We start from the raw sequence: 26,239 nt of genomic DNA on the forward strand, positions 1-26,239 counted from the left end.
TCAAAAAAAGTCCATAATGTCCAAGGTTCCAAAATCGTCAGCATCCATCAGCCCTTTCTTCGGCTGCGTTTCTTTTAAAATGGGCAGCATTTCATTTATCATACCACATTTCCCAATGTGAAACAAATAACTCCGCTTTCTTTTGCGTATAATTTCTGCTGCTTCTAAAAACTATATGGCCTGCAAGAGCAATTTCGGACTAACCCGTGTTATCTGGACAGATGCCGTACAGACGCTTGCACAGGAAATAAAATATACCATGATCCCCAAAAACAGGATGTCCTGTATAGAAATATAACTGTCTAATTCAACGGGATCCGAAGAAACCTTGTGAATCACGGGATTCGGATTTGCCGCACTTACATCCATTACATAAGCTTCCGTTTCCGAATCCGGGCTCATTGTCTGCTCCATAACACTGCTGCATCCCTCAACAAGCGGCCTCGAAAGTCCTATGGCCGCTCCCAGGGCTGCCGTTGTTATCACAATGCTTTCCAGCAGCAGCTGTGCAAGTATCTTCCTCTTACTTACGCCAACGGAAAGCAGAATCCCCATTTCCCGTCTCCGTCCTTTCATCCACATGACAAAGACCAAATACAATATCAATACACATCCCGCAATCCCAATGCCTGACAGTAACAGCGATATGATACGGATCTGCTTCAGCGGCTTGACGGATGCATGATATGCCGTGTCATCCCGATACATGAGTAAGCCAGTGATATCAAGCCGCTCTTCCACCTGACGCATGATTTCCGGCAGATACTCCGGACCGTCTGCAAAAAATGTAACTTCCCGATAGGTGTCATTCAGATTATCGAAGCCTATGAAGCTTAAATTGTTATAAAGCTGTTTTCCCGTATCATAATCAACGTAAATAAAGTTATCCGCATAGTCCATTTCTGCCGTATAAACGGACTCTTCCTGTTTAAAATTCGTTTCAAAAACTCCAATAATTTCCACTTCCACAGGGTCGCCTACCCTTTCATACGGGTCCTCACAGGGTTCATAAATTCCCCTTTTCGTTTCCAGCGTAAGAAAGTCCCCGACAGAAAGAGCGTTCTCTTTTGCAACGTACTCCGAGATAAGGGCGGCCGAATGATCCTCTTTTTGAATGTTATGTCCGGACGTAATGGAAAACGCTCCTGTTCTAAAATTAGGGCTTAAGTCTCCGTTGGAACAGATGTATGCCCGTATTGTCTGACCGGATAAGTCCACTTGTTCTTGAGTAAAATACTGATCTTCCATTGAATCCGTCCATAATCCAGGTCTCAATTTTAAATCTGCCCATGCAAAAATTTCCAAGTCGATGGAGTAATCCGACACCCTTTCTATCTCTAAAATATCAGAAACCATCCCCCCTGTTATTTCAGGGCCTGCATAAACTGTATAACTATAACCATCCCCTATGCGATCCTCCCGGTAAGCGGGATTGTTCTCATCTATTTTAATCACAAAACTGGTACCTAAATTCCGTGTTAATACGTCAATCTGATTTTGCGAGTTACGAACCAGTGCTTTGCCAACTAAAATAAAGCATGCCAAAAGGAAAAAGATCATAAACATTAGAAAGCTCCGCCCTTTTTTTCGTGTAAGATATAACAATGCACGTCTGCCAATTCCCATAACAAATCCCCTTCCTTAGCTCATAGTGGACAGAATACTCTTCGGTTTCATTTTCAAGATTGAAATCGACGAAATTCCCGTGGCCAAAATCACAACACAAAACTCCAATAAACCAATTTGTAAAATGGTAAGGAAGCTAAGTTCCATAGTTACCTCTATGCCTGATTCCGATTCCGGCTGTGCTATGTCCTGTTCTGTCAAAGATCCAGATTCGTTCGTCTGGGACCAAGACTCATCATCCATTACAGCAAGAACAGCCTGCTCAAGCCTTGGCATAGCGCCTGCTGCAAGGATGCAGGAAAGCACAAATGCCAAAAAGGCAAGTATCAGATTCTCCATCATATGCTGCATCAGAATCGAAATCTTACTGATTCCCATAGAAAGATAAATCCCCGTCTCGTGTACCCGTTCCCTCATCCAAAGCAGCAGAATGAGGGTCACTATAAGGAATCCCAACACAATAACAATGGCAACGATAAGCGTCGTAAGGCTTTTTAACCGTTCCAAAGGAATTCTGGATTCCTGGTACTGCTTGTTATTCTTTACCACCTGCCAGCCTTCCTTCCCCTGTTCCGATTGAGCGGCAAGGTCACTGACAATCCGCTCCAGCGTTTGGGGATGATCCACAAAAAAGAGCGCCCCGCTCCTGTAACTGTCAATTTCCCTTTCCAATGCCCGTCCAACCATCTCCCGTATGCTCCGGGTATCCGTAAAAATAAAATTTTCCACCATATCACATTCCGCAGTATTGGAAGTGTAAGAATTCTGACGCGACTTTATCTGGAAAATCCCCGCGATTTCAAATGTATGCCAATCCAGCCCCGCATCCCCGCCATAATAGGACAGGGAAATCGTGTCTCCTGCGGACAACCCGTTTTTTTCTGCAAGCTCCTGGGAAAGCAAGGCCTTATAGGAATCCTCCGCTGTAATATGCCGCCCCTTTGCCAGCAGCAAGGACTGCAGTATAAAGTATTCATTCAGGCTGGTATCCGTATTCCCCATTAATCTGGCCAGCTTCGCCTTTTCATCCCCTTCCTGGGTAAAGCGTCCCGGCGCCAGCTCCATGTCCCCTGCCATAAAATAAACCGTATCCATGCCGTTGAATTCCTGTATTTCATAGGAATCCATGATATGATTGACCAATTCGTCATTTACATACTTATTGGAACCCTGCTTATGATCCGCCTCAATTTTAAAATATCCGCCCATTGCCTGAAACAGTCTCTCCATTGCCGCCTCAGCTCCATGTCCTATGGTAATGCAGGCCAGCATAAGGGTCGTAATGACGAATAAAATCAGCCATAAAATGACGGATCGGTTTCGCTTTCTCAAAAGATACAGAACAGACCGTTTTTTACAATCCATGTTTTGAGCACCCCTTTTCCCCTGCTTTCCTTTGTGTTCCTTCACTCTCTTCCTGTATAAATTGTTCTATCACAGGAAGCCTTGATCAGGCTGAGCTCTACACCTCTCTTAGGTCAATCATAATAAATTTTTTCATTCTTTTAAATATTCTGTACATAAAAAGCAAAAAAACATACACGTTCTGCTTCATGTACGTTTTTTTGCTTTTTGTGAATTTTTATTTACTTCGATTGATTTATTTATTAACATGAAATTATCAAATTTTCATTCGAAAAACCGTTTAAGGGGGAAATAAACCATTGAGTATCTTAAAATTATCAGACGTGTCATATCGTTACACGGAAAAAACTGCTGTCCTTTACAACTTGAATGCAGCCTTTGAGTGCGGCAGGATGTACGTCATTTTCGGCCCTTCCGGATGCGGCAAAACTACGCTGCTCTCCCTCATTGGCGGATTGGATTCTCCTACAGAGGGGAACATATACTTTTATGATCAGGATATCGCCTCCTACGGCCTGGATAAGCACCGGCAAAATAACATTTCCTTTATTTTTCAAAATTACAATCTCATCGATTATATGACGCCGGAAGAAAATGTCCTGCTGACCGCAAAGGAAGCCCCTCTGCCCCTTTTGGAAAAGCTGGGGCTCACAAAAGAAGAATCCAAAAGAAATGTTTTAAAGCTTTCCGGCGGCCAGCAGCAGCGGACAGCCATTGCAAGAGCTCTTGCGTCCCAGAATCCGATTATTTTAGCCGACGAGCCCACCGGGAATCTGGATGAAGCGTCTGCAAAAGAAATTACAGGCATTTTCAAAGATGCCGCCCATCATTACGGCCGCTGTGTTATAATCGTCTCTCATTCCATGGAAACCGCCAAGGAAGCTGATATGGTATATGAGCTGAAAGGCGGCCGCCTGTGTACATAAAGAGAACTAATCCTCCTCAATATGCTCCCGTCCCTGGTCGATAATTGTCCGCACATGATTGTCCGCCAGAGAATAGAAAATGGACTTTCCCTCCCGTCTGCTCTTCACCAGCTTGCTCTGTTTCAAGATGCGGAGCTGATGGGATATGGCAGACTGGGTCATGTTCAGAGCCTCCGCCAGATCGCAGACGCAGACCTCCGCCTCAAAGAGCACAAAGAGGATCCGGATTCTTGTGGAATCTCCGAAAACCTTGAAGAGCTCCGCCAGATCGTAGGCTTCCGTCTCCTCCGGCATTTTTTCCTGAATGATTTTTAAAAGATTTTCATGCACCTCAAAGGTGTCACAGCATCCCTCGATTTTCTCTGTCATTTTTTGCTCCTATTAAAAGTTCCTCTCGTGCGCCTTTGCAGCTTTACCGTCTCCATTCATCATCTGGTATCAAAGATGGCGATAATATCAAAGCTTTTTTACAAACAGCGCGCGAATCGCATTGAGCACCGCAATCACCATCACGCCTACGTCTGCAAAAATTGCAACCCACATATTAGCTATGCCTATAGCTCCCAGCACCAGGCAGATAAGCTTGACGCCGATGGCAAAATAAATATTTTCATACACAATGCGGATGCATTTTCTTGCAATCCGGATGGCTGTGGCTATCTTCACAGGATCATCGTCCATGAGCACAATGTCCGCTGCCTCGATGGCCGCATCCGAGCCCAGCGCCCCCATAGCAATGCCAATGTCCGCCCGGGACAATACTGGTGCGTCGTTGATGCCGTCCCCGACAAAGACCAGCTTCTCCCTGCCGCTTTTCTGCTCCAGAAGCTCCTCTACCTTGGACACCTTATCCGCCGGCAGAAGCTCACTGTGCACCTCCCGGATTCCAAGCTCCTTCGCCGTCTGCTCCGCAGCTTCCCTGCGGTCGCCTGTCAGCATCACCGTATTCTTCACACCGGCTTTGTTTAACTGGCGTATGGCTTCCTTAGCATTGGGTTTCAGCATATCGGAAATGAGAATATGCCCGGCATAAACTCCGTCCAGCGCCACGTGAACCACCGTCCCTGTCTTATGGCAGGGCGCAAAGGCAATCCCCAGCCGCTCCATCAGACGATCGCTTCCTGCGGCCACCGGTATGCCGTCCACCTTTGCCGTGACGCCGTTGCCCCCGATCTCCTCAATCTCGGTCACACGGTTTCTGTCAATGGGCTTCCCATAAGCATTCTGAAGGCTCTTGCTGATGGGATGGGAGGAAGCGCACTCTGCAAGAGCCGCATACTCCAAAAGCTTCTCCCTCTCAAGGGTATTGTGGTGAACCTCCTTCACCTCAAACACCCCCTGGGTCATGGTGCCCGTTTTGTCAAAGACCACCCAGCCCGTCTGAGACAGGGTCTCCAGGTAATTCGATCCCTTCACCAGAATCCCGGCTTTACTGGCTCCCCCGATGCCTGCAAAAAAGCTTAAGGGAATACTAATCACAAGCGCACAGGGACAGCTGATTACCAGAAAAGTCAAAGCCCGGTAAATCCAGCTCCCCCACTGAGGCGCAGCCCCTGCGCCTAACTGTACAAGGGGCGGCAGAACCGCCAAAGCCAGAGCCCCATAGCACACCGTCGGAGTGTAATACCTGGCGAATTTGGAGATGAAATTCTCCGACTTTGACTTCTTGGCGCTGGAATTCTCCACCAGGTCAAGAATCTTTGACACCGTAGATTCACCGAACTCCTTTGTGGTGCGGATCTTCAAAACGCCTGTCATATTGATGCATCCGCTGATAACCTCCGCTCCCGCTTCCGTCTCCCTTGGCAGGCTTTCTCCTGTAAGAGCGCTTGTATTCAAGGTAGAGCTTCCCTCCGCCACCACGCCGTCGATGGGAATCTTCTCTCCCGGCTGTACCACAATCAGCGTTCCCACTTCAACTTCATCCGGGTCTACCTGCTCCAGGCCTCCGTCACGCTCCACATTGGCATAATCCGGGCGGATATCCATCAGATCGCTGATATTCTTCCGGCTCTTCCCCACAGCATAGCTCTGGAACAGTTCCCCAATCTGATAAAACAGCATAACTGCCGTCCCCTCCTGGTAATCTCCCAGGACAATGGCGCCTACGGTAGCTACAGCCATCAGAAAATTTTCATCAAAAACCTGCCGGTTGCGGATTCCCTTAAAGGCCTTTTTCAAAATATCATAGCCGATTACCAGATAAGGAACCAGATACAAGCCAAACCGCAGATACCCCTCTGTCCGGATAAAACTCAAGCCAATCAAAAGCAGGAAAGAAATCAGAATACGGACGAGCATTTTTTTCTGCTTTTTATTCATCTTGCCCTCCTTTTCGCTCCCAGCAAACCGTCTGTTATCCTCGGCTGCTTACAAAGCCGTCTCTCTACAAAAAGATCTCGCAGTCATCCTCAACCTTCTTGCAGTTCTTCCTTACCTCCTGCATCACAGCCTTATAATCTGCGCCCTCCTCAAACTCCACCGCCATCTTCAGCGTCATAAAGCTCACCGAAGCCTCCTTCACGCCAGCCGTCTTCCTGGCCGCATCCTCCATCTTATTCGCACAGTTTGCACAGTCCACATCAATCTTATACGTTTTCTTCATGGTATCCATCCTCCATACACTTAATATTCTTTCATATGAACAATCATTCATATGTTATTTAAATTATAGCACCCCATTTTCAAATGTCAAGAACTATTTTCCCATCCCATCCACACCCCCCTGCATATTCCCCCTCCCACCCACACAACCAGGCTTGGGAACAGCCGCCGGGCTCTTTTGGGGTATCCAGGGACAGATGTAAAATCAGCCGGACGGCTTTTCCAATATCCAGTGTCCGGCTGTTCACGCACACGCTGTCTGATATTGGCGGACAAACGAAAGCGAAATTCCATCAGGCGAAGCCTGTCAAAACCCCAAAACGTTAGTCCGACAAAAGCAGACAGCGTGTACGTGAACCGTCCGAACACAGGATATGGAAAAGCCGTCCGGCTGATTTTACATCTGTCCCAAAGATACCCCAAAAGGGCCCGGCGGCTGTTCCCAAGCCGTCCGTCCTACCTCCTCTTCTTCAACATAGCCAGCACAGACTGCAAAACAATAAAGAAACAAAGCAGCGCCGCAATCGTAATCCGGGTCCACCAGGAAGAAAGCGTCCCCTGAAACGTAATAAACGCCTCAATCGTGGCCTTAATCAGTACCCCAAACAGCGTCCCGATCACATTCCCCACACCACCGGTCAAAAGCGTCCCTCCAATAACTGCCGACGCAATAGCATCCATCTCAAACCCTTTCGCCTGCTCCACAAATCCCCCCAGGGTATTGAGACAAAACAAAATACTGCCCACACCGCACAAAAACCCGTCCAGCATATAAGCCTTCAGCTTAATCATCCGCACATTCAGCCCCATCATAAGCGCCGACTGCTCATTGCCGCCTACCGCATAAATGCTGCGCCCGAACTTCGTATACTTCAGCATAATAAACGCAATCACCAAAAGAATCAGCGCAATCACCACAGTCGGATACACATAGGGATAAATCATTACTCCCTTCTTATTCAGATGTCCCCCGACAGGCAGGTAAATCTTCATCTTCGCCCAGGCCATAAACATCTCATTGCTGATACTAATCATATCCTTCGAGATAATCGCCGTCATACCCCTGGCAAAAAACATCCCCGCCAGCGTAACAATAAACGGCTGGATATCCATATAAGCCACAAGAAATCCCTGCACCAGTCCGAACAGAATACCCGTAACAAGCACAATCACCACAGCCATAACTGCGCCCATGCCGGCCTTTTCCATCATCCAGGCCAGCATCATGCAGCCCATAGCCACAAAAGAGCCCACGCTGATATCAATGCCGCCGGTAATCATCACCACCGTCATTCCAATACCAATCACAATCAATCCCGCATTAGAAATAAAGAGATTCAAAAAATTCTGTGTCTTTGCAAAGCCCTGATCCTTAAAAAGGACACAGCCCACAAGATACATCACAAAAAACAGCGCAATGGTAATCAAAAGTAGAAAACCCGTCTGATTCAAGGTACGTTTGCTTTTCATCTATGCCGCCTCCTTTCCTTCCACTCTGACCGCCTTTTTCTGGGCCAGAGCCTTTCGCCATCTTGCAAAGCCCGGAGACTGGAGCGTAACAATAACCACCACCACAATGGCCTTGTACACCGGAATCTGATCCGAGGAAACATGCATGGCGTACAGCGTCGTTGTAAGGGCCTGAATCGTATAGGCGCCAATCACAGAGCCTGCAATGGAAAATCTTCCGCCCCCCAGAGAGTTTCCTCCGATAGCCACTGCCAGAATTGCATCCAGCTCCATATTAAGGCCGATATTATTGGCATCCGCCGAATAAATACGGCTGGAAGCAATCAGTCCCGAAAGCCCAGAACAAAAGCCGCAGTAAGCATAGGTAAGAAAAATAATCAAAACTGCCTTAATTCCCGTAAGGCTGGAAGCCTTCTTATTGATTCCCACCGACTGAATATACATCCCCAGAGCCGTTTTTTTCAGCAGCAGCGCCGTGGCTGCTACAACAAGGATGGACACAATAAAGGGAGCCGGAACTGGAAATCCCGGGAAGGAAGAGCCCAGTGTCTTATAGCTGTCCACGCGCACATAAGTAATCTGTCCGTCTGTGATAAGCTGTGCAATTCCACGCCCCGCCGTAAACATAATCAAGGTGGCAACCATAGGCTGAATATTCAGCTTCGCCACAAGAACCCCGTTAAAACAGCCAATCAGAGTTCCAATCAAAACCGCCGCAAGAAATCCCAGAATCAGAGGATTGGCATAGGCCGTAGCCGCCCTCTCTCCTCCGGTCAGAATGTTGCAGCACACAGCCGCGCTGACCGCCATAATTGCCCCTACGGAAATATCCGTTCCGGCGGAGGCCGATACCACCAGGGTCATGCCCACAGCCAGAATCACCAGCTCCGAGGCACGGTTAATAATATCAATCAAAAATCCATACAGCACCCCGTCCCGAATCTCAATGGAGAAAAAGTCCGGTCTTGTAACCAGGTTAATCAAAAGCACCAGGGCAAGGCAGAACACCGGCAGGAATAATCGTTTGGATGTTATATTTTTCAAAGTCTCGTTCATATCACTGTCCTCCCGCTATGGTTGACATAATCGTCGACTGATTCATCTCTTCGCCGCTCAGCTCGCCCACCTTGCTGCCGTCGCGCATTACCATCATACGGTCGCAGGTACGAAGCATTTCTTCAATCTCCGAAGAAATAAACACAACTGCCATCCCCTCTTTCGCCAGCTTCACCACCAGCTTCTGAATCTCTGTTTTCGTTCCCACGTCGATTCCTCTGGTGGGCTCGTCGAGAATCAGAAAATCCGGATTGGTCAGAAGCCATCTTCCGATAATCACCTTCTGCTGATTTCCGCCGGAAAGAGACTTGATCGGCGTCTCCCGGCTGGCCGTCTTAATCTGCAGCATATCAATGTATTTGTCTGTAAATTCCTCCTGCTGCTTTCTGGATAAGAGATGGAACATGCCGCGCTTGGCCTGAAGGGCAATGATTAAGTTCTCCCGGACAGACAGATCCGCAATGATTCCCTCATTCTTCCGATCCTCGGGAAGATAAGCCATTCCCTCGTACATGGAATGAATGGGATGCTTTGCCGAAAGCTTCTTTCCTTTTACAAAAAGCTCCCCTTCATCCGTCTTTTCCGCTCCGTAGAGCACCCGGACTGTCTCAGAACGTCCGGATCCCAAAAGCCCGGTGAATCCAACCACTTCCCCTTTATGTATCACCAGATCAAAGGGCTTAATGTACCCTTTCTTCCCAAGGCCCGCCGCCTTGATCACAATATCCTCTTCCCCGTGGACGGCGCCCTCTCCCTCGGTCTGCTTAATAGCCGCCAGATCGTCAAAGTCCTTGCCCATCATCTTTGCCACAAGCTGCACCCTTGGAAGCTCCGCTGTAGTAAACTCTCCGATCAGCTGGCCGTTCCGCAGAACCGTAATCTTGTCGCAGACCTCATACACCTGCTCCAGAAAGTGCGTAACAAAGACAATGCCTACGCCCTCGCCCTTCAGTCTGCGCATCAGACGGAACAGCTTTTCCACCTCACTGTCATCCAGAGAAGAGGTAGGCTCGTCAAGTATCAGAACCTTTGCCGACATATCCACCGCCCGGGCAATGGCAATCATCTGCTGGATGGCAATGGAATAATTGTCAATGGTTTTCGTCACATCCGCAAAAATATCCAGATCCGCAAGAAGCTCCGCTGCCTTCTTGTTCATGGTTTTCCAGTCAATCATGCCGCCCTTTCTGGGCTCTCTTCCAATAAAAAGATTCTCTGCAACCGTAAGGTTGGGACAGAGATTGATTTCCTGGTAAACAGTGCTGATGCCGTGCTTCTGCGCCTCCTGGGGGCTGCGGTTAATGATGGCGCCCTCCACGCCTTCCATTGTGATTTCCCCCGCTTCAAATTCCTCCACGCCGGTCAGAACCTTAATAAGCGTGGACTTTCCCGCTCCGTTTTCTCCCATCAATGCGTGAATTTCTCCCTTTTTCAAGGTAAAATCCACATCCTGGAGCGCTTTTACGCCGGGGAACGTTTTATAGATATGCCTCATTTCGAGAACGGAATCTTTCTCCATAAAAGCTGTGCCTCCTATTTTTATTCCAGTTCCGCATATTCCAGACAATACTTCCTAATCCAGATGAATTTCCGGCCTCCAGAAGATGTGTCCGCAAACCCATCTGGGCCCTGTCTGGAATATGCTGTTTTTAACTTCCTTTCAGAACAGAAAGAAGGCGCAGAGAGGAGAATCTAAGCCTCCGGCTCTGCGCCTCCTGTTACTCATTCAGATTGAGCTTTGAGCATTCACTCTGCCTGTCTTAGTATGCTCTTTCAGCCAGGATAGCTTCCAGATCCATGCTGGTATCAAAGTAAGCCTCGTCTACATACTGAATCTTGTCTACGGTCTCGCCTGCCTCAAGCTTCTGGATAATCTCGGCTACACGGGGTCCGTGAAGAGGATTACACTCGAAGGTAGCGTTCAAATCGCCTGCGATCATGGATTCAAATGCAGCCTTTACAGAGTCAAAGCTTACTACGATGATGTCGCCGTCCGGTCCGCAGGTCTTTCCTGCCGCCTTGATTGCGTCGATGGCGCCGAATGCCTCGTTGTCATTCTCGCAGATAACTACGTCAATGTCGTCATAGCTCTTTAAGAAGGACTCCATAACCTCCTGGCCCTTTGCCTGTGTAAACTCGCCGGACTGCATCTCAAGCATCTTCCAGTTGGAATGCTCGGCAAGCTTATTAGCCATACCCTCGGTACGTCCAACCTGTGCGGATGCGCCGATGGTTCCCTGGATGGTTACCATGTTAATCTCTTCCTCGCCTCTGCCTGCTGCCTCTAAGTACTGTGCCAGCCAGTCGCCGCAGGTCTCGCCTTCCTTTACGAAGTTTCCGCCAACCCACGCTTCAAAGAGGCTGTCGTCGGATACGTCCATCATACGGTCGGAAAGGATAACCGGGATTCCTGCTTCCTTTGCTTCCTCAAGAACGGTTTCCCAACCGGTCTCTACAACGGGAGCCACTACAATGTAATCAACCTCCTGCTGAATGAAGGAACGGATTGCCTTAATCTGATTCTCCTGCTTCTGCTGCGCGTCGTCGAAAATCAGCTTGTAGCCGTTTTCCTCGGTAAATGTGGACTTAAAGGACTCAGTATTGGCTGTTCTCCAGTCGGATTCCGCTCCTACCTGCGCATATCCAACGGTAATCAAATCTCCGCTTCCCGTGTCTGCAGCCGGTGTCTCTTCCTCATCTTGGCCGCTTTCTGCCGGAGTTTCCGTCTCGGCCGGAGCCTGGGTGTCGGCCGGCGCTTCCTTGGAGCCGCAGGCTGCCAGGGACAGGGTCATCGCTGCAATCAACAATGCGGACACAACTTTTCTTTTCATACTTTTTCTTCCTCCTTTTTGTTTTGCGGCTCCTGTTCCACCCTTTTGGCAGTTCTTCTGTACGCTTCGACAAAATCAGTTCCCGGCGGCAAGTGCATGCACCTGCAAGTCAATCTGTGTACCGGAAGAATGCTGCCGTTTCCAGTTCCGGAAGGATCTGCCTGCGCATATCCTTCCGCTGTGGTTCAAGGAGTCACTGTTTATGAAACTTGTTTTTTACAATCTTATTATAAAAAACAGACATTCTATTTACCATGAGATATTTTTCGAAAAAGGTTGAATATTTTGTAATGAAAAACACCGGTTTCGGGCGCTTCATCCCTCCACCGGTGAAAAAAATACACTTTTTTCGTAAATATTTATAATTTTTTTCGTTCCGCCTCCACCGAACGCCCCAGACGGACCCGGACACAGGTTCCCACGTGCTTCTCTGAGGTAATGGTGATCTCTGACTCATCTCCGTAATACATATGGATTCTCTGAGCCACATTGTTGAGGCCAAAGCCGCCTTTTTGGGAATCCAGACGGCTCTTTTCGCCCCGAAGCTTTTTCTTCAGCTCCTTTAGGGTTTCCTCGTCCATTCCAATTCCGTTGTCCTCCACTTCGAATACTATATAATCGCTTTCCCCGTAGCCCCGTATCGTGATTTTTCCGCCGCCGCGCTTGTTCTTAATCCCGTGATAAAGGGCATTTTCTACAATAGGCTGCAGGGTCATTTTCAGAATCCCCTCTCCCTTTATGCCCGGCTCCATAAAAATACTGTAATCCAGAATATTTTCGTAGCGGATTTTCTGAATCTTTAGATAGCTTCTGATATGGCTCTCTTCCTCCGCCACGGTAATATAATCATTTCCCCCTGAGAGGACGGTGCGGAAGAAGTCGCTTAAATCCGCCGTCATCTCCACCACCTGCTGATTGTTGCCCCCTTCCGCGAGCCATACAATGGAGTCCAGCGTATTGTACAGAAAATGAGGATTAATCTGCTCCTGGTGAAGCTTAAGCTCCGCCTCTCTGAGATTCTTCTGTTCCTGCTTGGTTTTCTTCATCAGCTCCGCTATCTTATCACTCATCGTATTGAAGGTTCTGGAAAGTACATTGATCTCCTCCAAGGCATACATTCTGGCCCGTACCTCCAGGTCTCCCATACCAAAGCGTTCCGCCGTCTGTCTGAGAGAATTGATTGGGGTAGTAACTGATTTTGTAATCAAGGTAGACAGAACCAGCCCTGCTGCCAGAACACTCACAAGCAATGCCATAAATCCCCTGACACTCTGATTGACCTGCTCCTCCAGCTGCTTTTGGAGCTCCTCCATATTCATCAGCTCATAGTAGGTGTACTGGGTAATATAGTCCTGAATCATAGAGCAGAGGCCCTTGATGTCGTTTTCCCAGATGGCCGCACTCTCCCCATAGGTGCCTGGCACGACGGAATTGGCAATCATCCGGTTGACTGCCGTTTCCAGGGTATCCAGGCAGGACAGGATCCCCTGGATCTTAATGTAGCTGTCGGTTCCAGGCACCCGGTCAATGACCGTTCCAAAGGAATGACGGGCCGATTCTATCATATTGATGGGATTTTTCACCACCGTGGCATATTCTGTGGAGCCCTCCAGGATATCGCCGTTTTCAAACTTGGAGGCGTCAATCAGGCCTATCATAACCCGGTACATGGAATACTCCATATCCTCCTTGAATTTGATGTTGTATTCATTGGCCACCTTCAGATTCGCCATAATGGAATTGTAGGAATCGGAGTATTCCTGTATCATCGTTAAGATTCCAAGCATCATGCCCGTCAAAGGAATGGCCGTCACAAACAGAAGAACGGACAGGCGCATTTTCAAGGTTAAGCGGTAAGACCTTTTTCTCTCTCCCTGTTCCATCTTCTCCTCCTAATTCTCCGTATTTCTGCCGCCCCGGAATTCCTTTGGGGATTGTCCCATAATCTTCTTAAAGGTGGCGCTGAAATAATGAGGGTCGCTGTAGCCTACCTGCTCTCCTATCTCAGCAGCCCGAAGGTTGGTGCATTTCAAGAGCTCACATGCCTTGTCGATCCGTACCCGGGTCAGGTATTCCACCAGAGTCTGCCCGGTTCCCTGCTTGAAAATGGAGCTGAAATAGCTGGGGCTCATGCCGATATACTCAGCAATGCGGTTCAGGGAAAATTCGCTGTTGCCGAAATGCTCCCCGATGTAGTCCTTGGCCTCCCGGATGATCTGGCCGTATTTGTCGCCGGAGTTACTGTCCCTTACCGTAAGGGCAAAGGTAAAAAGCTCTTTTAAATAATGTATGGTATTTTCCGCGCTCTCAATGGCCTTTGTAAGCCGTTTCAGATCCATCCATTCGTCAGAATCCTCCGCCTCTTCTGTGCCTACGGCCTTGACAAATTCCCGGACACAGTAAAAGATGTCCATAGTCATATACTGGCGCAGGAGAAGGGACATATAGTTCTCCTTTCCCACTGCCTCAAAGTATTCGTCAATGAAAATTCCGCACTCTTCGACTTCTCCTGTTTTGAGAAAGTTTTTGATAAGCTTCCGGTCAACACCGCTGTAGTCAGTCTTGTCAGGGAATTCCATATATTTTTCATAATCGACGAAATACCGCTCCAGAAGGCGGGAATGCTCCTGTTCCTCCCGAATGGTTTCCGCCGCCTTTTTCAAGGCTTCAATGAGGGTAACCGAGGTTACCGGCTTTAAGAGATAATCGCTGATTCCGATTTTAATCCCTTCCTTGGCATAGTCGAACTCGTCATAGCCGCTGAGAATGATGATCTTTGTCCTGGGAAGCTCCTTTTTCACCAGGCGGCTTAATTCCAGGCCGTCCATAAAAGGCATTTTCACATCTGTCAGCAGGATGTCCGGCCGGCTTTTTAGAATCATGGGATAGGCGTACTCCCCATCCTCCGCCTCCCCTACCAGATCCAGGCCATGGGATTCCCAGTCAATATTGTTGCGGATTCCACGCCGTATAATCGCCTCGTCCTCTACCAAAAATACTTTTATCATAGTTCCTCCCTCATTTTACCCATCCGGCAGATATATGCTTTCCTGCGTAAAAGAGGATGGCGCGGAAAGCTTCTTCCATATGCGTCATCCTCTTTTTCGATTCTGCCTTTATGATACGCCCGGCTCGCTGCAGGGCTCTCCGGCTCTACGTCTTTTATCTCAGATGCTCCACCGCAGCCCGCTCAATGGCAAGGCCTTCCGTATAACGCTCAATAAATGTGTCGTAGCCTGCCACATCTTCTGCATCCGGCTCCATCCGCTCGCCCTTCTCGCCGGCAAATACCTTCTCGGCAAGGTATGCTCCCAGGCTCTCGCCTTCGTCCCGGTTTTTCATATAGGCTGCAAGCAGGGCAATTCCCCAGGCGCCGCCCTCTCCGGCTGTCTCCATAACCACCACGGGAACGTTCATAACCGCAGCTACGAACCGCTGTCCTACGCCCTTGGTCTTGAAGAGGCCGCCGTGTCCCACGATCTCATCTACCTGTACGCCCTCTTCTTTGATCAGAATATCCATTCCGGCTCTCATTGCCCCAGAGAGGTCATCAGATGCACCCTCATAAAGTTGGCAAGATTGAACCTGCTGTCCGGCTTTCTCACGAACAGAGGCCGTCCCTCTTCAAAGCCGGTCACATGCTCTCCAGAAAAATAGTTGTAAGCCAAAAGCCCTCCGCACTCCGGATCGCCTTCCAGCGCCTTCCGGTACAAGGTGCCAAAGAGTTCGTTCATATCCACCTTCATGCCGAAAGCCTCTGCGAATTCTTTAAATAACCCTACCCATGCATTCAGATCGGAGGTACAGTTATTGGTATGAGCCATTCCCACCAGACTGCCGTCCGGGGTGGTAACCAGGTCAATCTCGGAATGCACTTTTTTCAGCTCATGCTCCAAAACAATCATGGCAAAGCCGGAGGTTCCTGCAGAGATATTTCCGGTGCGCTGCGCCACGCTGTTGGTGGCTGCCATGCCGGTGCCAGCGTCGCCCTCCGGAGGGCATAAGGGAATGCCGGCCTTCAGTGTGCCGGATACGTCCAGAAGCTTTGCTCCTTCTTCGGTGAGCGTTCCGGCGGGCTCGCCTGCGCTGAGCACCTCCGGAAGAATCTCTTTCAACTTCCAGGAATAGTTCTTGTCTGCTGTCAGGGCATCAAACTGATCCAGCATACGTCCGTAGAACTGCCCGGTAGCAGTATCAATCGGGAACATGCCGGAAGCCTCGCCTACTCCCATAGTTCTCCGTCCTGTGAGTCTCCAGTGTATGTAACCGGAAAGGGTGGTCATGTAATCGATGGCCGGAAGATGCTCTTCTTTGTTCAGAATCGCCTGGTACAGATGGGCAATGCTCCATCTCTGGGGAATGTTGTATTGGAAGAGCTCGGTAAGCTCTGCGGATGCCTGGCCGGTGATGGTGTTTCTCCAGGTACGAAAAGGCACCAGCTGGTTCCCCTCCTTGTCAAATACCAGGTAGCCGTGCATCATGGCGCTGATTCCCATGGAGCCGATGGTGGTAAGCTCGGCGCCGTACTGTTTTTTTACATCTTCCCTAAGCGCTGTATAGCTGCCCTGGAGGCCCTTCCAGACCTCTTCAAGAGCGTAGGTCCAGATGCCGTTCTCCAACTGGTTTTCCCAGTCGTAGCTGCCGGATGCAATGGGCTTGTGGGACTCGTCGATGAGTACCGCCTTGATCCGGGTGGAGCCAAGCTCGATTCCTAAGGATGTTCTTCCGTTTTCAATTGCTTCTTTCAAATTGCTCATCTGTAAAACCCTCCTGATCTTATGTTCCGTAATATCCCAGTTTTTTCTTACCGGAAAGCAATGGAGTTCCAGAGCATTTCGTTCTTTAAGGAACGGATGGTGGTATCCTTGTCAATGTAGACCGTCTCGATTCCCATAGCCGCCGCCCAGTCTCCCATCTGCTCTGCAGTCAGGTCGTAGGTAAAGGCCGTATGGTGGGCGCCGCCCGCCAGAATCCATGCCTCCGCTCCGGCTGCCAGGCTTGGCTCCGGCGTCCAGAACGCAGTTGCCACCGGAAGCTTAGGCATAGGCTTTTCTACCTTCTTGCAGTCCACGGTGTTGATAATCAGACGGAACCGATTTCCCAAATCTACCAGCGACGCTGCAATGCCCTTGCCTGTCTTGGAGGTAAATACCAGACGGGCCGGATCCTCCCTGCTGCCCATAGAAAGGGGTGTTACCTTAATGCCGATGGGGCCCTCGGAAATGGTCGGACATACCTCAAGCATATGCGCCTGAAGAATACCTTCCCTGCCGGGCGTCAGGTTGTAGGTATAATCCTCCATAAAAGAGGTTCCCTTAGCGTCCTTCATGCCCTCTGTCATAACCTTCATCAAGCGCACCATAGCCGCCGTTTTCCAGTCGCCCTCTCCGCCGAAGCCGTAGCCCTTTTCCATCAGACGCTGGATCGCAAGGCCGGGAAGCTGCTTTAAGGCCCCCAGATCCCCGAAATGGGTTACAATGGCCTGGTAATTTTTCTCCTTTAAGAAGCCCTCGAAGCCCAGCTCTATCTGAGCCTGCACGGACACATGCCGTTTGAATTCCTCCGGATCTCTGCCTTCCAATAAGATCTCATATTTATCATAATATTCTTCCACCAAAGTGTCAATGTCGGCTTTTGCCACAGCCCCACATACTCGGCAATTTCGTTGACGGGGTAGGCGTCAATCTCCCAGCCGAACTTAATCTGGGCCTCTACCTTGTCGCCCTCGGTTACGGCTACATTGCGCATATTGTCGGCCACGCGCATAACCCGGATGTGGCTGCTCTCCATAATACCGATGGCGGTACGCATCCAGGAGGCAATCCGCTTTATCACCTTTTCATCTGACCAGTGGCCTACAATTACCTTGCGTTCGATTCCCATGCGGCTTACGATATGGCCGTACTCCCGATCGCCGTGGGCAGACTGATTCTCGTTCATAAAGTCCATATCAATCGTATCATAGGGGATCTCTTCATTAAACTGGGTATGTAAATGCATCAGCGGCTTGCGGTACTCCTGAAGGCCTAAGATCCAGGATTTTGCCGGGGAGAAGGTATGCATCCAGGTGATGACGCCGGCGCACGCTTCGTCTGCGTTGGCCTCGTTAAAGGTTTTGCGGATAAGCTCGTTGGTGATAAGGGTGGGCTTCCACACAATCTCATAGGGGAGCAGGCCGGACTGATTCAGATGCTCCACAATCTTTTTGGAATGCTCTGCCACGTGGGCCAGACACTCGTCGCCGTATAGATCCTGGGAACCGGTTGCAAACCAAAACTTGTACTGCTTCATTTTTTTACCTCCTAAAATAGTTGGGTTGTTATGAGTTACTCCTACCGGCCGGGAACCGGAAAAGGCGCTTGCACACATATTTAAAATATTTTTCTATTCCTACTTCCTAGGTATTTTTTATTTTTATCTTCCAGCCTTTACTCTGCCAGATTTTTTACGGAATTCCTTTCCACCAGATAAGGCTCGAATTCGTAGGAGATTCCCGGAATCCGGCTGCGAATCATGGAGACAAGCTGTCTTGCAGCCTTTTCGCCCAGTTTTTCCTTGGGATGGTGGACGGAGGTCAAGCCTACGTCCCCGAGCTCAGCCAGATCCGTATCGTCCACACTGACTACGGATACGTTTTCCGGAACGGAGATCCCATGCTGTTTCCAGATCTCCATTACATGGGAGGCTGTGCTGTCGTTGTAGCACATGATTCCGGTACATGTGCCCAGGCGTTTTACAATCTGCTCCTCCATGCTGCCAAAGTCCAGGGCATCCTCTGTGTCAAACCAGAGGATATTCTGCTCTTCTATGCGGATGCCTCCGTCTCTCAGCGCCTCCACAAAGCCCTGATAGCGGCGGATGCCCTGTCCGTCGTCCAGCTTGAAAAATCCGCCTATTTTTTTGTGCCCTTTTGCCAAAAGGCACTCTGCGGCCAGACGCCCGGCCTCCTGATCCTGGAGGCAGACCACGGGACAGTCAAGCTGGGGATAGCGGCTGTTGATGAAAAGGATGGGAATTCCTTTTTCCTGTAATCTGCGGTAAAGGGGAAGATTGGGATTTGGCAGGGCGCTCTTTGTTGTCTCGATGATAATTCCCCTTAAGTCCTGCTCTAGGAGATCCTTTAAAACGGCCTCTTCCTTCCAGATACGGTTGCCTGTAAATGCTATCTGAACCTGGAAGCCTTCTTGGGAGAGCACGCCCTCGATTCCCTGTATGATCCTGGGAAATATGTAATTGTCTACATAGGTGGTTACTACGGCAATGCGTTTGCTTTTATTCTGCTCCTCTGCTTCCCGATCTGCCACATAGGTGCCGCTACCCTGGCGGCTTCTGACGAAGCCCTGCTTTTCCAGGAGCTCCAAAGCATTGCGGACGGTCTGGCGGCTGAGAGCGAACTGCTTCTGGAGCTCCGATTCGGAAGGAAGCTTACTGCCTGGTTGATAAATATTCTCTAGGATCTTCTGCCGAAGCGCTTCTGCAAGGAGCTTGTATTTTGCCATATATTCCAATTATCCTTTCTATGGAACGTATATTACCGGAGCGGATTTGAACCTGGTCTGTTCCATGGGTTTGAAAAATGTCTCTGTTTGCTTGATTTGTAATTCTATATTATCCTTTTAGCTTTGTATTTTATGTCAAACTTGTATTTTATTTATAACTTATATTTATTTTGTAAGATTCAACTAATATTGTATTAATGTATTTTTTCTATTTTAATTATAGTATATGACTTCTAGCATTTTATATTTTATTTATATCTTTTTTATGTTAAATTGTCAATAGATTTTTCTTTGATTTATATGTTTTTGTTATTGTATATTTTTCCGTTTTTGTAACTTGTATTTATTTATAAAAATACAAGTTTCGAAATGTTAAAATACACGGTTATACATACAGAAAACTAAAACAGCGAACCAGATGTTTCTATGTACACCTGTCCGCTGTTTGATTCCGTTCTTATATACAAAAAGTCTTAGATTTCCACAAAGCTGGTGCGCCGTTTTTCCGTGCAGAGCGCTGTCACAAGCTAAGCCTCTGCTCCTCCGGCCTTAACACTTCTCCATCAGCCGCACATAAAATTCCACGGTCTTAACGAGTGTCTTTACCGGAACCCGTTCGTTGTTTCCGTGAATCATGCCCCGCTCTTCCTTGGAAAGCTTCATGGCAGAGAACTTATACACCCGGTCTGTAATCCGGCAGTAATGCCAGGAATCGCTGCAGGCCATCATCAGATAAGGCGCCACCAACGCTTCCTTCCAGGTATCTGCCACAGCCTGGCACAGCAGCCCCCACTCCGGGCAGTCAGTGTCCGAATCCTTGGAAGGGTTTCTTCCCTCAAAGACCGTTACTTCAATGTTGGGATTGTGAATCACCTGTTCCAGATATGCTCGGGCAGACTCCACCGTATCCTTTCCGATGAGACGCAGGTTCATGCCCACGGAGGCCTTAGGCGGAATCACGTTAAATGCCTTTCCGCCCTCCATCTTCGTCATGGCGCATGTTGTTCGCAGCATGGCGTTCAGCTCTCCGCCGGACTTCTGGCAGACCTTGTCGAAGAGGCCCTCAAAGCACCAGAGATTGGCGAATAGCAGCTTGTAAGCAAAGGTAGAGTGGCGTCCCAATGTGTCCAGCATCTCCCGAACGGGCTTTGTAAGCTGCCGCGGAAAGGGATGCTTCTCCACGTCCACCACTGCCTGGGCCAGCTCGCCCACAATGGTATGTACCGGAGGCATGGAAGCATGTCCGCCGCCGCTCTTTGCGTGAAATTCGATGTTCGTCAGTCCCTTCTCCGCAATTCCGATAAGGGCGCATTCCCGATCCACTCCCGGAAATACATTGTCCACCACAGCGCCGCCCTCATCCACCACCATAGCCGGATGAATGCCCTGTTCCTCAAACCAGTCCACCATGGAAGGACAGGTGGAACCGTTGATCTCCTCCTGTCCGGAAAATGCAAAGTAAATATCATGCTTTGGCACAAAGCCGTCGCCTATAAGCTTCTCCGCCGCCTCCAGAATGCCGCACAAAGCCCCCTTGGTATCCAGGGTTCCGCGGCCCCAGATCTCGCCGTCCTCACAGATACCCTCAAACGCCGGCTTGTCCCACTGGGACTCCTCCACAGGAACTACATCGTAGTGGGACATCAGCACCACGGGATCGCCCGCCTCACGCCCCTTCCAGCGGTAGAGGATTCCGTTGACTCCCAGGAAGGTCTGCTCACAGATTTCGTGAATCTGGGGATACAATTCCGGAAGAAGCTTGCGGAATTTTTCAAACTCCGCCTCGTCAATCTGAGAGGCATCGTTGTAGGAAACAGTCCTGCAGCGGATCATTTCCTGCATGTCCCTCACAATCTTTTCTTCCTCTAAGGTTACCTCCTCGGCTGACGGTGTAAGCTCCGGCTTCGGACGAAACTGCGCCGCCCGAAGGACAATCACCGCCAGAAATATAACCACAGCGCCTACTGCTGCTCCTAGTACATACCATAACATAGGTCTCACCTGCTTTCTTTTTCTTTCATGTTCGCTGATTTTTTATTTTCATATTATTACAGCATATTTTTCTTATACAGAATCCGTGCTCCTCCAATCGCTATCAGCGCTCCCACCGGAACCAGAACGCCTACGGAACCGGCCAGGGAGGGCACCAGCAGAAACAGCACAATCATAAATGTCAGCGGTGCGACGGAGATCTTCCAGTTTTTGCTCACATATACCACCGCCAGTCCTCCGAACAGGGAAGGCAGAATATTGTCAAAGGCAGGCTTCACCGCCGGATTGTCCAGAATCGGCGTCAGCGGTACCAGCATGGCCACGCCCAGGGCAATGATCAGCACCGTTACCATGGAGGAGGTGGCTACCGCTATGGTGGAAATCACCTCGCCCTCGTCGCTGCCCGGCTTTACCTTTGCATTTTCCATAGCCGTGAGGGCTGCCGGAACCTTCAGATTGGTAAGGTTTCCCGTCACAAAGGCCAGGTAGGAGCCTGCCGTTCCCAGCATGGGAATAAAGGTGATAACCTCGATGATTCCCACCGTCCAGAAAATGGGCGCCACGCCCAGAAGTCCCTGGAGCACCGGACGCCAGCCGGGCCAGGCATTGTAGTAGATACAGGTAATGATGGGATAGGCAAATATCATCCCCAGGGCGCTTAAGATCCAGATGCGTCCGTAAATGTGCGTCATATCTTCGTAGCTTCTCTTTTTCATACCTCTCATCCTCCTATTCTAAGTCGCTGCGCGACAGCACGAAAGGGTAAAGCTGCTTCGACACACTGGTAATGAGAGAAACTTTTATTCGAAAAAGCACTCATAAAAGTTCCTCTCGTGCGCCTTTGCAGCTTTACCGTCCAGCAAAAAATGTTTTCAAAAACACCAGGCATTTCTCATCCTCCTATTATGGGTGTAATCACCGCCGCAAATGCCATTGCCCCCAGCATACTGATGGGCAGGGCGTAGTTTTCCAGCCATTTTACCTTGCATTTCTTAATGAGGATTCCGCAGACTCCCATCAGCAGGGCGGAAAACAGCAGTACAAAAATGGGAATCCATCCCTTAAGGCCGGATCGGATATCAGCAAACACCATACCCAGGAATGCGGAAATCATGCCCAGGAACATGGCCGTCATCAGAATATCGCCCCATTTTCCGTCCTTGTTCTTTATCTTCATCAGACCGCCCTGAATCTTCTTAATAAACAGAGGCACCCAGATAAGGCCGGGGAAGATTCCCAGAGTCATAACCCAGGCAATGGCCGTGTACACAGAAGGATCTGTGACAGTCTCCGAAAGGGAGATGCCAAGAGCGTTGGCCGTGGAGGTCGCCGCCGGCAGCTCATAGGTGATAGCGCCGATAACGCTTAAGCGCAGCCAGGGCAGGGGAAGCCCCAGAAACTTCGACAAGGTGATAACGCCCAGCAGAATGGACACGGCCGGCGCAATGGTGAATACCGCCGTGGACAATACGGTTCTGCGAAGCTGTCCCATGTCCATGCCCAGCTCCTTCCCTCTCCGGAAGGCCCGGACCAGGAAAAACAGGGACTGGGCAATGACAAACACAATCACTGCCCCGGCTAAAATAAATAAAAGTGTACTATTTGGATGAAAATTCATATGCTCCCTCGCTTTCTTTTTCATTCGGATGATTTTGTAACAATTCCGTAGATTTCTGCACCTTTTCAAGGCAGACCGGGATCGCTGCATCACTTCTTACCATCATACATGAAATACGCAAGGGTGGCAAGTCCATCCTCAGCCAAGACGCACGATGGGCCGGATTCCTCTGAGGCAGAAACTGTGTTTTGATTGAAATACCAGCTTCCTATGAAATTGACTTGTGTGAAATTCTAAATGGAGAAAGGAAAAATAAGAATACAGATAAAGAAATGAAAGAAACTGAGGGCATAGCCTGCCTTGTCCGTAATATTATAAAGGCAGAAAGTTCTACAGCTGTCTCACAGGGGAAGCTGCACTTCCACTGTGAAGCAGCCGTAGAACTGCCCCTTAGCGGACTTGACGTTTATCCGCTTTATAGATTATGCCTTAACGTCCAAAGACGGCCTCGGCTTTAATGCAAATTCGCTGCTGCCTTTTACAATGCGTTTTTCTACGTCTTCGCGCGTAATGCTGCTTACAATGTTTTTATCAAACGGCTGTCCAATCTGCCAGTTCGGATCCGCTTCTCTAACAGCTTCAAAAAAGGCTTTTGTATACATCCGCTCATATTGTCCAAGTGTCCATGTACCGCTTAATCTGTCTGCTTTTTCAACGCTTAACTGATAACGGGTAAAAACCTCGGTTCGTTTTGTTGTATCGCCATTGGCAACTCCGTTTTCTTGCAGGAAATGGCGCTTTGTTTCGTCAAACATATCCTGCCGGGCAGTTTCGGAAACTTCTATTATTTTATGGAATTCAGACGGGTCTTTACCTGTAATGTCCATTCCCGCCACACCGTAGGGATTTACGAAATCACCGTCCTCGTCAAAAAGCCCCATATAATTACGAATAAAGGTTTCCTCGTCTGCTTCCAGTGGATTTTTAAAATCAAGCGTAAGGTCGTCGCATTTTTGCCCAAGCATCAGCTTAAGCATTTTCAGTTTTTTCAAATCCTGTTCAAGCTTTGCTTTTGCAGCAGACTTAGGCTTTTCTCCGCCAGGATGTCCTTCATCATACATTGCTTTCGCACGTTTGTAGCGCGCGCTGCTTGTGTCAATCGCACCTGTGTAAGGCTTATAACCTACAACCATTGACATAACGCAATCCCCCCTTAACGATAAATTCTTTTTGGCTGTATGCTTTATTATTATATCGCTGATTTGGCGGGATTTCTTAAGAAGGATTGTGAAAATTGCTGATTTTCTGAGCCTTATAAGCCGCAATACTCTTCTTCAATCTCCAAAGTCCGTCCTCAACCAAGGCCTTCGGACAGGCCAGATTCATCCGCAGAAAGCCCTCGGCGCTCCGGTAGGCGCAGCCGTCCGATACATAGAGGCCGCTGCTTTTTCTGATAAACCCGCACAGCCCGGCAAAATCTCCTACAGTCTCCCGGCAGTCAATCCACAGAAGATAAGTCGCCTCGCCCTTTACGGCATGGACGCCCTCTATCTCTGCCTCTATAAACTGCTCCGCATAGGTTCTGTTTTCCCAGACATAAGCGTTCAGCTCATCAAGCCATGCGCCCCCTTTGGTAAATGCGGCCACAGGAGCCACGGCGGCAAATGCATTCGGCTCCGCTGCCTCGTCCGTATTCAGTCCCTGGTTAACCTTGTGGCGCAGCACCGGATCCGCCGCAAAGACAGCGGCAGTCTGGATACCAGCAAGATTAAAGGTCTTTGTGGGAGCAATGCAGGTGATGCTGTTATCCCTGCATGCTTCTGATATAGATGCAAAGGGCGTATAGCTGCAGCCTGGTTTTGCCAAATCACAGTGGATCTCATCGGCCAGCACCAGAACATGGTGCCGGATACAAAGCTCGCCGATGCGCTTCAAGGTTTCTCTGTCCCAGATTTTCCCGATGGGATTGTGGGGATTGCAGAGAATGAGCATGGAGGTCTGTGGGTCGGCCAGCTTTGCCTCCAGATCGTCAAAGTCTATGGAATAGGCTCCGCCCTCGTACCGCAGCCTGCTTTCCAGGACATTTCTCCCGTTATTTAAAATGGAATGGAAGAAGTTATTGTAAACGGGAGTCATAACTACAATGTTCTCCCCTACGGTTGTCATTTTGCGGATAATACTGGAGATAGCCGGGATAACGCCGGTGCAGAATAACAGCCATTCCTTTTGAATAGTGAAGCTGTGGCGCTCCTGCCACCAGCTCTGATAAGCGTCGTACCATTCCTCTGTAAGCACTGTGTAGCCGTATACGCCGTGCTCTGCTCTCTTTTTAATGGCTTCCATGATCTCCGGAGCCGTCTCAAAATCCATGTCGGCAACCCACATGGGAAGCTCATGATCTGCAACATCCCATTTCAGGCTGCCGGTATTTCTGCGGTTGATTTGCTTGTCAAATATACACTGCATCTTTCCTTCTCCATTCTATCTCTTATCCAATGCGTATTTTTTTCTGCTTTATTTTAACAGAGAAGCGCATAAATAGCAAATATTTAACTTTACCGGACGAATTCTGCCAGCCTCAAAAGCGCATGCGTTTAATGAGGTAATATCTTATTCTGTCGTATCCTGTCTTTAATTTCCTTTTTATTTCTTTAAACATATTTTGCAGTCGTAAATCATCTATTTTCTTGCCAAAAAGTCATTGTGTTTTCCTTTCTTTTTGCAAATTTTCGGATTAAACTGAAAGAAAAGGAGGGCACATGATGAATATACAAATGAATTTGAGTTCCGAACAAAATTTCTCTGAAATCTACCGCTTTTTTCTGCTTCTCGGTATTACCCCGAACTATATCGGATTTTACCAGGCTGCCTACGCAGTAGCCCTTTGTATGAAAGAACCGGAACGGCTGATCACCATCACCAAATCCCTGTATCCGGATGTGGCAAAGAATTTCCAGACTTCAGCCGGCAGCGTGGAACGCAACATACGCACAGTGGCCCGAATATCCTGGGACAGCCATTCCAAAATTCTGTCTGATTTAGCTTCTGAAAGTCTCCAGAAACAACCCACGGTTTCCCAGTTTCTTTCTCTCATTGTGTTTTATTTTCTCTATTCTGACTGTAAGTATCAGTAATTCTTGTATTAGGGGAAGGCGCAGCGTCTGTCCCGGATGCTTTCGCGCCTTCCTTTTTCCAATTCTTTTCCCTGCAGCGCCTTGGTTTCTACCGTTATCTATGGGAATAAAATCATGGAAGCGCTGCAAAATAAAGGTCTATTTTGCAGCGCTTCTTATGCTCTATTACCTATTGCCT

Annotated in this window: 19 protein-coding genes and 2 pseudogenes; 2 read left to right on the forward strand and 19 right to left on the reverse strand. The window is 48.9% G+C overall.

The window, feature by feature from the left end; genetic code table 11:
* Positions 1-171: 171 nt before the first annotated feature.
* Both VV089_RS09955 and VV089_RS09960 read right to left on the reverse strand, forming a co-directional pair.
* Entirely contained in the window at positions 172-1,455 is a 1,284-nt protein-coding gene (locus VV089_RS09955; protein WP_334335763.1) for an ABC transporter permease, read from the reverse strand.
* Positions 1,456-1,641: 186 nt separating this feature from the next.
* On the reverse strand, positions 1,642-2,991 hold the full coding sequence (locus tag VV089_RS09960) for an ABC transporter permease (RefSeq protein ID WP_334335764.1): 1,350 nt from the start codon (positions 2,989-2,991) through the stop codon (positions 1,642-1,644).
* Between the two features lie 299 nt (positions 2,992-3,290).
* Here VV089_RS09960 and VV089_RS09965 point away from each other — a divergent pair, with 299 nt between their 5' ends.
* Positions 3,291-3,917, forward strand: coding sequence for an ABC transporter ATP-binding protein (locus VV089_RS09965; protein WP_334335765.1), 627 nt, complete (start codon positions 3,291-3,293; stop codon positions 3,915-3,917).
* Between the two features lie 6 nt (positions 3,918-3,923).
* On the opposite strand, the gene VV089_RS09970 is transcribed toward VV089_RS09965, so the two are convergent.
* From VV089_RS09970 to VV089_RS10050, 17 genes and pseudogenes are all read right to left on the reverse strand, one after another.
* Positions 3,924-4,286: an ArsR/SmtB family transcription factor gene (locus VV089_RS09970; RefSeq protein ID WP_172540250.1), complete on the reverse strand. Its 363-nt coding sequence runs from the start codon at positions 4,284-4,286 to the stop codon at positions 3,924-3,926.
* Positions 4,287-4,373: 87 nt separating this feature from the next.
* Complete coding sequence (locus VV089_RS09975) at positions 4,374-6,239, reverse strand: heavy metal translocating P-type ATPase (RefSeq protein ID WP_334335766.1); 1,866 nt, start codon at positions 6,237-6,239, stop codon at positions 4,374-4,376.
* Positions 6,240-6,303: 64 nt separating this feature from the next.
* Entirely contained in the window at positions 6,304-6,522 is a 219-nt protein-coding gene (locus VV089_RS09980) for a cation transporter (protein WP_172540252.1), read from the reverse strand.
* A gap of 455 nt (positions 6,523-6,977) precedes the next feature.
* The gene (locus tag VV089_RS09985; protein ID WP_334335767.1) at positions 6,978-7,991 is read right to left on the reverse strand and encodes an ABC transporter permease subunit; all 1,014 of its coding nucleotides are present in this window, start codon (positions 7,989-7,991) and stop codon (positions 6,978-6,980) included.
* Positions 7,992-9,047, reverse strand: a complete 1,056-nt coding sequence (locus VV089_RS09990; RefSeq protein ID WP_334335768.1) for an ABC transporter permease — start codon at positions 9,045-9,047, stop codon at positions 7,992-7,994. It abuts the gene before it with no gap.
* Between the two features lies 1 nt (position 9,048).
* Positions 9,049-10,566 (reverse strand): sugar ABC transporter ATP-binding protein, encoded by a 1,518-nt coding sequence (locus tag VV089_RS09995; RefSeq protein WP_334335769.1) that lies wholly within the window; start codon positions 10,564-10,566, stop codon positions 9,049-9,051.
* Between the two features lie 241 nt (positions 10,567-10,807).
* Positions 10,808-11,878: a substrate-binding domain-containing protein gene (locus VV089_RS10000; protein ID WP_334335770.1), complete on the reverse strand. Its 1,071-nt coding sequence runs from the start codon at positions 11,876-11,878 to the stop codon at positions 10,808-10,810.
* A 359-nt stretch (positions 11,879-12,237) separates the two neighbouring features.
* Positions 12,238-13,761, reverse strand: a complete 1,524-nt coding sequence (locus tag VV089_RS10005) for a sensor histidine kinase (protein WP_334335771.1) — start codon at positions 13,759-13,761, stop codon at positions 12,238-12,240.
* Between the two features lie 9 nt (positions 13,762-13,770).
* Positions 13,771-14,886 carry a response regulator transcription factor gene (locus tag VV089_RS10010; protein ID WP_334335772.1) on the reverse strand — a complete coding sequence of 372 codons (1,116 nt, stop codon included), beginning with the start codon at positions 14,884-14,886 and terminating at the stop codon, positions 13,771-13,773.
* A gap of 154 nt (positions 14,887-15,040) precedes the next feature.
* Positions 15,041-16,635 (reverse strand): annotated as a pseudogene (locus VV089_RS10015) (xylulokinase).
* A 47-nt stretch (positions 16,636-16,682) separates the two neighbouring features.
* Positions 16,683-18,169: pseudogene (araA, locus tag VV089_RS10020) on the reverse strand (L-arabinose isomerase).
* Positions 18,170-18,306: 137 nt separating this feature from the next.
* Positions 18,307-19,377: a GntR family transcriptional regulator gene (locus VV089_RS10025; RefSeq protein WP_334335773.1), complete on the reverse strand. Its 1,071-nt coding sequence runs from the start codon at positions 19,375-19,377 to the stop codon at positions 18,307-18,309.
* A gap of 549 nt (positions 19,378-19,926) precedes the next feature.
* On the reverse strand, positions 19,927-21,369 hold the full coding sequence (locus tag VV089_RS10030) for a M20 family peptidase (RefSeq protein WP_334335774.1): 1,443 nt from the start codon (positions 21,367-21,369) through the stop codon (positions 19,927-19,929).
* Positions 21,370-21,425: 56 nt separating this feature from the next.
* Positions 21,426-22,085 (reverse strand): hypothetical protein, encoded by a 660-nt coding sequence (locus VV089_RS10035; RefSeq protein ID WP_334335775.1) that lies wholly within the window; start codon positions 22,083-22,085, stop codon positions 21,426-21,428.
* 176 nt (positions 22,086-22,261) lie between these two features.
* Complete coding sequence (locus VV089_RS10040) at positions 22,262-22,987, reverse strand: DUF5058 family protein (RefSeq protein ID WP_334335776.1); 726 nt, start codon at positions 22,985-22,987, stop codon at positions 22,262-22,264.
* A 422-nt stretch (positions 22,988-23,409) separates the two neighbouring features.
* The gene (locus VV089_RS10045; RefSeq protein WP_334335777.1) at positions 23,410-24,126 is read right to left on the reverse strand and encodes a DUF3879 family protein; all 717 of its coding nucleotides are present in this window, start codon (positions 24,124-24,126) and stop codon (positions 23,410-23,412) included.
* A 76-nt stretch (positions 24,127-24,202) separates the two neighbouring features.
* Entirely contained in the window at positions 24,203-25,393 is a 1,191-nt protein-coding gene (locus tag VV089_RS10050) for a MalY/PatB family protein (protein WP_334335778.1), read from the reverse strand.
* Between the two features lie 293 nt (positions 25,394-25,686).
* On the opposite strand from VV089_RS10050, the gene VV089_RS10055 reads away from it, so the two are divergent.
* The gene (locus tag VV089_RS10055; protein WP_172544649.1) at positions 25,687-26,061 is read left to right on the forward strand and encodes a sporulation initiation factor Spo0A C-terminal domain-containing protein; all 375 of its coding nucleotides are present in this window, start codon (positions 25,687-25,689) and stop codon (positions 26,059-26,061) included.
* Positions 26,062-26,239 lie beyond the last annotated feature (178 nt).

This window comes from Candidatus Merdisoma sp. JLR.KK011 (genome assembly GCF_036941125.1).
Lineage (GTDB): Bacteria > Bacillota > Clostridia > Lachnospirales > Lachnospiraceae > Laedolimicola.

Bases quoted from the DNA above. Each gene is read 5' to 3' on its own strand.
- VV089_RS10035 (WP_334335775.1), bottom strand. From the start codon at position 22,085: ATGAAAAAGAGAAGCTACGAAGATATGACGCACATTTACGGACGCATC.
- VV089_RS09980 (WP_172540252.1), bottom strand. From the start codon at position 6,522: ATGAAGAAAACGTATAAGATTGATGTGGACTGTGCAAACTGTGCGAAT.
- VV089_RS09995 (WP_334335769.1), bottom strand. From the start codon at position 10,566: ATGGAGAAAGATTCCGTTCTCGAAATGAGGCATATCTATAAAACGTTC.
- VV089_RS10025 (WP_334335773.1), bottom strand. From the start codon at position 19,377: ATGGCAAAATACAAGCTCCTTGCAGAAGCGCTTCGGCAGAAGATCCTA.
- VV089_RS09985 (WP_334335767.1), bottom strand. From the start codon at position 7,991: ATGAAAAGCAAACGTACCTTGAATCAGACGGGTTTTCTACTTTTGATT.
- VV089_RS09970 (WP_172540250.1), bottom strand. From the start codon at position 4,286: ATGACAGAGAAAATCGAGGGATGCTGTGACACCTTTGAGGTGCATGAA.
- VV089_RS09960 (WP_334335764.1), bottom strand. From the start codon at position 2,991: ATGGATTGTAAAAAACGGTCTGTTCTGTATCTTTTGAGAAAGCGAAAC.
- VV089_RS09990 (WP_334335768.1), bottom strand. From the start codon at position 9,047: ATGAACGAGACTTTGAAAAATATAACATCCAAACGATTATTCCTGCCG.
- VV089_RS10000 (WP_334335770.1), bottom strand. From the start codon at position 11,878: ATGAAAAGAAAAGTTGTGTCCGCATTGTTGATTGCAGCGATGACCCTG.
- VV089_RS10040 (WP_334335776.1), bottom strand. From the start codon at position 22,987: ATGAATTTTCATCCAAATAGTACACTTTTATTTATTTTAGCCGGGGCA.
- VV089_RS10030 (WP_334335774.1), bottom strand. From the start codon at position 21,369: ATGTTATGGTATGTACTAGGAGCAGCAGTAGGCGCTGTGGTTATATTT.
- VV089_RS10045 (WP_334335777.1), bottom strand. From the start codon at position 24,126: ATGTCAATGGTTGTAGGTTATAAGCCTTACACAGGTGCGATTGACACA.
- VV089_RS10050 (WP_334335778.1), bottom strand. From the start codon at position 25,393: ATGCAGTGTATATTTGACAAGCAAATCAACCGCAGAAATACCGGCAGC.
- VV089_RS10055 (WP_172544649.1), top strand. From the start codon at position 25,687: ATGATGAATATACAAATGAATTTGAGTTCCGAACAAAATTTCTCTGAA.
- VV089_RS10005 (WP_334335771.1), bottom strand. From the start codon at position 13,761: ATGGAACAGGGAGAGAGAAAAAGGTCTTACCGCTTAACCTTGAAAATG.
- VV089_RS10010 (WP_334335772.1), bottom strand. From the start codon at position 14,886: ATGATAAAAGTATTTTTGGTAGAGGACGAGGCGATTATACGGCGTGGA.
- VV089_RS09975 (WP_334335766.1), bottom strand. From the start codon at position 6,239: ATGAATAAAAAGCAGAAAAAAATGCTCGTCCGTATTCTGATTTCTTTC.